General features: G+C 57.8%; 5 protein-coding genes, 1 tRNA gene and 3 pseudogenes. 3 read left to right on the forward strand and 6 right to left on the reverse strand.

What is annotated here, in order from left to right:
- Positions 1-156: 156 nt before the first annotated feature.
- Entirely contained in the window at positions 157-1,656 is a 1,500-nt protein-coding gene (gene pdxR, locus HUN39_RS17140) for a MocR-like pyridoxine biosynthesis transcription factor PdxR (protein ID WP_175095660.1), read from the reverse strand.
- Positions 1,657-2,092: 436 nt separating this feature from the next.
- Here pdxR and HUN39_RS17145 point away from each other — a divergent pair, with 436 nt between their 5' ends.
- Both HUN39_RS17145 and HUN39_RS17150 read left to right on the forward strand, forming a co-directional pair.
- The gene (locus tag HUN39_RS17145) at positions 2,093-2,368 is read left to right on the forward strand and encodes a hypothetical protein (protein ID WP_175095661.1); all 276 of its coding nucleotides are present in this window, start codon (positions 2,093-2,095) and stop codon (positions 2,366-2,368) included.
- Positions 2,369-2,786: 418 nt separating this feature from the next.
- Positions 2,787-3,221, forward strand: coding sequence for a hypothetical protein (locus tag HUN39_RS17150; protein ID WP_175095639.1), 435 nt, complete (start codon positions 2,787-2,789; stop codon positions 3,219-3,221).
- Between the two features lie 144 nt (positions 3,222-3,365).
- Here the strand turns inward: HUN39_RS17150 and HUN39_RS17155 are convergent.
- Both HUN39_RS17155 and HUN39_RS17160 read right to left on the reverse strand, forming a co-directional pair.
- Positions 3,366-3,441 (reverse strand) — tRNA-OTHER (locus HUN39_RS17155).
- Positions 3,442-3,562: 121 nt separating this feature from the next.
- On the reverse strand, positions 3,563-3,730 hold the full coding sequence (locus HUN39_RS17160) for a hypothetical protein (RefSeq protein WP_175095662.1): 168 nt from the start codon (positions 3,728-3,730) through the stop codon (positions 3,563-3,565).
- A 589-nt stretch (positions 3,731-4,319) separates the two neighbouring features.
- On the opposite strand from HUN39_RS17160, the gene HUN39_RS17165 reads away from it, so the two are divergent.
- Positions 4,320-4,463 (forward strand): hypothetical protein, encoded by a 144-nt coding sequence (locus HUN39_RS17165; protein WP_175095663.1) that lies wholly within the window; start codon positions 4,320-4,322, stop codon positions 4,461-4,463.
- Positions 4,464-4,768: 305 nt separating this feature from the next.
- On the opposite strand, the pseudogene HUN39_RS17170 reads toward HUN39_RS17165, so the two are convergent.
- The 3 pseudogenes from HUN39_RS17170 to HUN39_RS19045 form a co-directional block, all read right to left on the reverse strand.
- Positions 4,769-6,383, reverse strand: a pseudogene (locus HUN39_RS17170) (ISL3 family transposase).
- A 393-nt stretch (positions 6,384-6,776) separates the two neighbouring features.
- Positions 6,777-7,338 (reverse strand): annotated as a pseudogene (locus HUN39_RS17175) (transposase).
- 404 nt (positions 7,339-7,742) lie between these two features.
- Positions 7,743-8,025, reverse strand: a pseudogene (locus HUN39_RS19045) (hypothetical protein); the annotation flags it as partial.

The following is an 8,025-nucleotide window of genomic DNA, read 5'->3' on the forward strand; positions in this document are numbered from 1 at the left end:
GCGTCGCGAACATTCAACGACACAGTCTAACAACACATCCGCGCAAAAGCCATCCATCTACGGAGCGTTTGAAACGTCCGCTCTTCGGAGAAGGAAACGAACGGCGGCTGACGACGCGATCCATGATCGCTCGAGGCGCCGACGACGCAATCACGATCAACGTCTCATCGACGAAACACGCTTGACGCCCATTTCCGCCGCCCGATACAGGCGCCAGATAGCTTCCTCGGCTTCGCTTTGTTCGAGACTGCCAAATCCGAGGCGTAAGCCTCTGCCTTGATAGGGCGGAGTTTCGAACGATCTGGAAGGAAGAAAGCGTAAGCCTTGAGACGCCGCATTCTCCTCGATGGCGTCGAGCGTCGATGGATCAGGGAACTTCACCCAGAACGCCAAGCCACCACTTGGTGCGCTGAATTCGATCAAATCGCCAAGCGCATTTTGGAGCGAAGCCGCGAACGCGTCGCGCCTCTTCAGATAAATTTGGAGCGCCTTACGAGCATGGCGACGCAATTCTCCCGACTTGATCAATTCGGCAACGGCGAGCTCTGTCAACGTGTTGCCCTGTCTGTCGACGATCGCCGCCTCGTTGGCCATGGATTTGATGACTTCCTTTGGCGCCGCGACATAACCGACGCGAAGTCCGGGAACGAGAAGCTTGGACGTCGACCCGATATAGATCGACCGGTGTGGGGAGTAACTCGCCATGGGGAGTAAGGGCTGGCTATCATAATGGAATTCGTGATCGTAATCGTCTTCCAGAACCGCGAACCCGAACCGGCCGGCCAGATCGAGCAGACGCGATCGACGGTCGGCCTTGAGTGACACAGTCGTCGGAAATTGATGATGCGGCGTGACGTAAACGGCTCGCACTCGCCGTTGCCGGCAATATCGCTCGACCTCCTCGACGTCGACCCCTTCGCTATCCAGTCTCACGCCAATGACGTCGGCGCCCGCAGCGACAAATGCGTCGCGGGCCGGCGCATAACTCAAGCCCTCGACCAACACGGTGTCGCCTGGCGCCAATAGGATTCTACTCGCGAGGAAGATGGCCATTTGGCTTCCGCGCGTGATACAGATGTTTTCCGGCGTCCCGATGACTCCACGATGCGTCGAAAGCATCTCCGCGATCAATTGACGCAGATCCATGGAGCCCATCGGATCACCATAGCTCAAGCCACCGACGCGCGTCGCACGCTGTAGAGCCGTCCGGTAAGCATAGGTCAGGGCGCTCGTTCGCAGTAGCCGATAATCCGGCACGCCATCATCGAATGTGACGTTTGGCTTCTCTTGAAAAATGATCATTGGTTCAGGCGCGGCGCGGAACAGGTAGTCTGGCCGCGGCGGCGGGTTGGCGCCGTGGCCGTCAGTTGGGATCAATGAGACGGGTTCCGGAAGCCGATCGGAAACAAAGGTGCCTCGCGTTCCGTTCGTGGCGAGCCAACCTTGCGCGACAAGGTCGTCATAAGCGAGCACGATCGTCTTACGATTGACGCCAAGCGCATCGGCCAGCGTGCGCGTGCTCGGAAGGATCGATCCCGGAAGCAGCCGTCCGCGTCGAATGTCCCGAATAAGAGCGTGAACGACTTGCAGATAGATCGGCGTGTCGCGTCGTGGCTCGATGTCTTCGCTCAGGCTGAATTCCCAGGGTCGCAACATTGGACCCCTCCGTTTTTCAAAGCTGGCGGTTTCAACTGGCCCAGACATCGCTAGCATTAACACGCTCGAGTCTGTCAAGACACACGCAAGGGAGAAAGCCACGATTCAACATGGCAGCACCTGCTACTCAAAGCCGTCCTTGGCGTTGCTGGAGTCTTCAGGCGCTGTAGTTGATGGGTTGATATGACTGCACGATTTCTGCGATTCGCTTCCATGTAAATCCTGATGGGATCGAGGAATCGTTCAAGCTAAATTCTTCACGGTCGCAGCATTGGACCCTTCAATTATTCAAAGTTGGCGGTTTCACCTGTCCGCCGCGACGTTACCAATTAGCTTTCTCTGGCCTGCCCCGACAAGCATGGCTTAGTTGGCTGGGACAGCGCTTCCAAGAAAAGCGGACTAAGCTCCCCCGAGAATCTTGTGAGGGAACGATAAAATGAAGACTGGTGCCATTATAATCGCAGTTGCCTCGTTCGCTGGACTGATCGGTCCGTCTATTGCGTTTGAAGGCATTCGCGGCATACGCATTCAAGGCTTGCTGACGAATGTCAGCTGCGACGTTCGCGAAGAAGACAACCAGGCGTTATGCGCGAGGAAGTGCGACGACGAGTTCATCAGCAGCAAGATGCGCTACAGCGTAGATCCTGTACAAGTTGCTGCCGACAAAAAGGCTTGCGATGAAAAGTGCGGCTGCCCCCAAAACTCCAGATAACATTGAGCCGCTCCGACAGAGGGATGGCGCGTGCATCGTTGCGGATAAGAGAGGGTGTAGACGGTAGCTCGTAAGGCGCCCCGGCGAAAGTGACCCCTGACTTGCTCTGCTCCCCAACATTGGATCGCCCGAAGTTAGAGCTTTCGGGCTTTATTCACGATGACGGGCTGGGCCACCATCGCGCAGTTGCAACGTGATCGGGAATTTGTTCCCGATCGCCCCGTGCGGGCGTTCCTCGTTATAGAACAAGGTTTGAGAACGCCCGCGGGACCGCGCTTCGGAAGCTTTTGTATCCGTGGCATCCTTGGTTTGAGCTCAGGTCGCCGTTCATGAAGCGATCGAGAAGTCTGACGGCGTCGTTTTCCGTTGCACGAAGAGCGGATCTGAGGCGGATCGCTGGCTGAAGGTTCCGGCCTGGGTGTTCGAGCGAGCCGCCTGGGCGGATCAGGCCCTGGCTGACGCACCATTTATCGACATGACGGCGCTCTCGGCGCTGGCCGACCTGTTTCGGGAGGTGTTTAAGCTTCGGGCGACATCATCGAATGCTCCGCTTTCGGGCGCATCAGAACCTCTCACGAACGGAATCGGAGAGAGGCCCATGTCAGCATCGACGCCAACGACGCTGTCAATCGGCGCCAGGGACAGCCGAAGAGTACGTGCAGGCGCTCGAGCCAGACAATCACAGCAGATCGACCTGTTCGGAGACGAAAGGCAGAGCGCGCCGGCGCCGACGTGGCAAGAATTGCCGGTGGAGACGCGGGCCGCACTGACCAACCTGATGGCGCGGTTGATCCTGGAGCATGTTCAGGAAAGCCGGACCGGATCAGCGACGGAGGCCGGCCATAATCTCTGACAAAGTCCGTCCCCATCATCTGGAGCGCAAGGCGCTGCTCTATGCGGACGCGCGAGCATCTAACTGCGTCGTGCGCGGATGCTACCACTGCAGGATTCTAAATTGCACCGAGAGTGAAGCAGAGCCGCTTTTGGTTTAAGAAACTGGAGCGGGCGAAGGGATTCGAACCCTCGAACGCAAAAATTGGCAAGGTTGTGCTCTACCCCTGAGCTACACCCGCATCAGTAGCGGCAAGCGCCGCTGAGGGCGTCCTTATGCCGGAAACGATTTCCGTTAGCAACAGCCCAACGTTGAAAAGCCGATGCTTCGGGAGAGACGGCTCCCGAAGCGTCGGCCGGCCCTCACTGGATCATGCGTGCCGTGCTGCCGGTATTGCCTGTGATGTTGGCGCTGTCCGGCGAAATCAGCGCCGGAACCCAGGTCAGCGCGACGATCACAAAGGCGATGAAGCCGCCGATATAGAGCAGAATTTTTCCCACTTCCGCGCCGCCGTGAACATTGTAGGCCATTTTGCTTTCCTCCCCTTTAGATTGCCCTGTCCGCCGGTTGACCGGCGGAATAGGGAGGCGGCGCGGCGGGAATTGCGCGCGCGCCGCCGCCTCATCGCGACAGCTACAGGGGCACCGTCGTCGATGACGTAGACTGTGTGAAAGTGCCGGCGCGTCACAAGGACCACTGAACGTAATTCCAATGGTACCTGCTGTGGCTCTATTGAATATGAATGTATTGGTCTGAACAATGTGATGTATAAACGATGTAATGCTCAAGCTCGCCGAAGCGCCGCCGGCGCTGTTCAGTAGCAGGGAGAAAAATGGGGCGACGGCGGCTTCGGTATGGCCTCCACTTGACCGCCGTCGCTGGTCCAGGACAGCAACAGGGGGAAGCTATCGTGGATAGGCCGCAGGATTGTGGCGGAAGCCGTTTCACTCAAGGACCACTCGCGAAGAAAATGGCGGTCAGATACTTGGACCTATCGTATTAATACAGTGTGGTCGGCTCGGCGTCCGTGACGCGCCTCGCTTCCGATAGCGTTTGGGCGATTTGGTAACCGGCGCGGAGTAGGTTGGCCTTTTCCAACTTGCGCGTCGGCAGGACCAAATGCAACGCAAGGATTTTCGCGCCTATTTCACCGCCGACCGCGCCGACGGCTTCGCGATGTTTGATCCGGCCGGCTTTGCCGAAGTTGGCTGCGCATGTCCGACGACGAACGAGGCTGGCGAGCCAACGGCGTTCGTTACTTAGATTTTGACGAAAGCCGCAATGACAGCAGTGATCGTGGCGGCGGTCGCGAAGATAGTAAGAATGGCTTTTGTGACCCTCATGAGCGTGTCTCCTTTTTTATCCCGGCAACGCATTTCCGCGGCGCTTTCTCTTCTCCGGCGCGTTCAGCGTTCGGCTAGAGAGACTTCGGGCCAAGCAGTGCAAAGGTTTCGCCGCTTCGCGTCGACGCGCTCTCGCTTAGCTATTCGTAGTCGTACTCGCGCGCCTTGGAACTATCGTTTCCAACGTGAATTTCGTTAAGCTGGTTAAATCGGGTCTGCGTCACTTTACGTGCACATGGCCGTTTCGAATGGAAGCATTCGCGCTCGCAGCAGCTCAATGCCTGCGCGGCCGTACATGGCGCGCTTAAATGCCTTGAGGCGATTGATCTGCCCCTCGGCTTGGCCACTGCTCCAATGTTCGACGATGGCGTTCCTGACGGCCTCGATATCTCGGCTCAACGCTCGCGCAAACTGCTGCATTGAACGCACACCGGAATGCTTTGCGTCATGAAGCCATTTATTGAGCTTGTCCGGATCATCCCCGCGCAGAATGCTTCGAAAGCGCATCGCGAGTTGGCGCATCACCACGAAGCTGGGGGAGGCCTGTTTCAAAACGACGACTTTAGCGTTCTCGGCGGGCGTGAGTCGCCGCGTCGGCTTCATGCAGAGAGAAGCGGCAATGACCGGAGAGATTTGCCAGCCGGTCGCTGGATCGACGGCCCGGCTCTCAATGAACTTTCTAATTTGCTGTTCTGGCCGCCTCCTTTCGATGCCGGTGGCGTGCCATGTCGACAAAAGGCGTTCCAGATTTGAGAAGCTTCCCGTGTAGCCTCGATGTCGAAGGTCGTGAAACAAACGTCGGCCTACCCGATCGCCCTCGGCCCATCGGCGGGCAAGGAACTCTTGGAAATACAGCGGGGAAGTCGGCTTCAACGCCAAGCGGCGACGGTGTAGCGGGAAACCTGTCTTGACCCATTTCGCGTCGGTCCTGTGGTCGACGCCGATCTGCGCAGCGATGTCGACAAAAGTCTTGCCCGAGGCACGCAGCAAACTGACCCGGTCAAATAGAGCTTGTCGCGCGCGGCCGCGCTCGCCACGCCGCGCCGCGTGACAATCTCCGGTGGTCGGCGGGAGTTGGGGACGCCCGGCGAAGCGGCTGACGCGGGTCATGTGTCGCTCGATGCTTTCGCGCAAATTCTGCAGCAAATGGAATCGATCAGCGACTTGTCGCGCTTGCGGCGCTCCCAGCCGAACGCCCTGTGCGTAAAGACCGCAGCGGTCGCGGCTGACGACTTCGATTTCAGGAAGTTGCTTGACCCAATCCGCGGTCTCTTTGGCGGAGCGGGTTTCCAGCACGTCTGCAACGATCCGACGTTCAAGATCGACAACGATTGTTCCGTAATTAAAACCTTTGCGCCAGCTCCAATCATCAATCGCGATGGCGCGCAGGGGCGCCCTGTCGCGACGTTCGGATGAATGACGTTTGAGCTGCCGCAGAATCGCATTATCGCTGACTGGCATCGCCAGTCGCGCCAGCAACTTCTCGCTTGTCCTGCCGCCAGCGGCATGGCCGAACAATCCCACGAGGTCGCTGACGCGCTGCGTTTTTCGCGCAAAGGGAAACGCCGTCGTCAATCTTTCGACGAAAGTCTTTCTCGCGCACCCCTCGTTCAAGCATCGCCACCGCCCCAGGCGCAACTCGAGAACGACAGGGGCTGCCCTGGATTGGAAGGTCTTGCAGGCGCCGGAGGTGCCAACTATGGCATGATGCTGACGCTTCTCCGCACCCGGGGCACGACCGCGCCCCGACTCCATCCGCCGATACGAACCACCGGTTCTCCCGAAATACAGCGCTGCGCACAACCACTCCGGGCCCAAAGGCTAATTTCATCTTCGTCATGCGCCATTGAGGCGCCGAGTTCCGCTTCGGCAATCCAAAGCACGTAAAGTGACGCAGACCCCAATTGAGTGCAACGTGACACGAAGGTCAAGACCGAGGAAATTGTGAAAGCCAATCTCCTCAGCACAAGTGACGAAGCCGAGAAAGGCTGCGCCATCGGCGAATGAACGGATCATGAAAGCTTCTCCCCGCTTCTCCCTGCGCGTCTTAAAAGCCCAAGCGCCGAAACACCTGGAGAGCAGCAAAAAGCTGGGATTAGGCGACTAGCCGCAACTCGTTATCGTTGGGCCATGTCCATTCAACGGGCTGTGGCAGACCGCAGTAGCGTTCGAGAATTCCATTGAGATGAGCGTCCGACATGGAGCATCAGCTGAGCGCCTAAAGTTTTTGCATTTAGCTATATACATATCCTGCGTTTACGAGGTAGTTGGCGCACTCATCTGGCGTGAAGGTCGTCAGGATTTTTGCGATTGCGTCGCTGACGGCGTCGATTGATCGCGCGCAGGCTTTTCGTAGGAGTGTTTTGAGCTTGGCGAAGACCTGCTCGATCGGATTGAGATCGGGTGAGTATTTGGGCAGGAACAGCAGGCGCGCGCGACGAGCGTCTTTTTTTGAATGTGACGCCGATGCGGCGAAAGAACCGGCTCATCACCGAAGCGTCGGCCTTGAGCCCATGTTCGTCGAGCGGCTGGTCGCACAGCGCTTGCAACGTTATGTCGGGTTTCTCAGCGCGAAGCCGCTCCAGAAAGGCGCGATGCGATGCCAGCTTCACCCGCTTGTGGCCGCCCATTTTGCCCGATGCGCGCGAGCCGCTTTGCAAAAAGCGCGCGACCCATTTGATCGCCGCCGACTCGCTGACGCCAAACCGCGCCTCCGCCGCGCGCCGGCTCATGCCTTCTCGAACCACCGCGTCGATCACCCGATCACGCAAATCTTGAGAATATGATCCACCCATCCCCGCTGGCCTCCTAGATAAGGGTATCGTCCGTTATATTGATATCCTTTTCGACAATCGCCTCTCGTCCCGCGATGGGATATGTTTGCGTGGAACTCGCCTGAATTTTTGGTTTAAGCTTGCCAAGTTCTTTGTGCGCCGGTGGTATCGCAAGTGTGAAGCGTTCGAACTGCAATCGCGGTGATCTCTTGGCAGTGTATCCAATGCCGGCGGGATCTCGTTGACGGTCGGTTGCCGTAATGACCGTCACCTTCCGATATGGCTCCGATATTTCGTAGCCGACAGTCAAAGAGGTCGCGTCAGGCCGCGCAGCGCACGCTGATATCCCAACGGCTACGACAGGCCAGATCGTCCATCGAACCGCCCCAGCAAAGGATATTCCCATGGGACTATTCATTCGACAGTCACCTGTCGTTGGCTTGGTGCGCAGTTGTTTCCGCATCACAAATGGAATGGCCAGGCGGCGAATTCCCTTGGTCCGTTGATTGAACCGCCAGGGTACGGCTCCGAACTACAGAAACAGCGCTCAAACTAAGCCAAAACGCTGTTCGCAGGCTCATGGCGACGACGGTTCGCATTTCGTAAGCGTTGCCCGCCAATATCCAGCCACCTAGTTTTACTGTGTCATAAGATGGCAGAATGGGATATTTTGAGGATTCACGCTCGATTCGGAGGGGGCTGTGGATC

Source organism: Methylocystis silviterrae (assembly GCF_013350005.1).
Classification (GTDB): Bacteria; Pseudomonadota; Alphaproteobacteria; order Rhizobiales; family Beijerinckiaceae; genus Methylocystis; species Methylocystis silviterrae.

Bases quoted from the DNA above. Each gene is read 5' to 3' on its own strand.
- pdxR (WP_175095660.1), bottom strand. From the start codon at position 1,656: ATGTTGCGACCCTGGGAATTCAGCCTGAGCGAAGACATCGAGCCACGA.
- HUN39_RS17145 (WP_175095661.1), top strand. From the start codon at position 2,093: ATGAAGACTGGTGCCATTATAATCGCAGTTGCCTCGTTCGCTGGACTG.
- HUN39_RS17160 (WP_175095662.1), bottom strand. From the start codon at position 3,730: ATGGCCTACAATGTTCACGGCGGCGCGGAAGTGGGAAAAATTCTGCTC.
- HUN39_RS17165 (WP_175095663.1), top strand. From the start codon at position 4,320: ATGCAACGCAAGGATTTTCGCGCCTATTTCACCGCCGACCGCGCCGAC.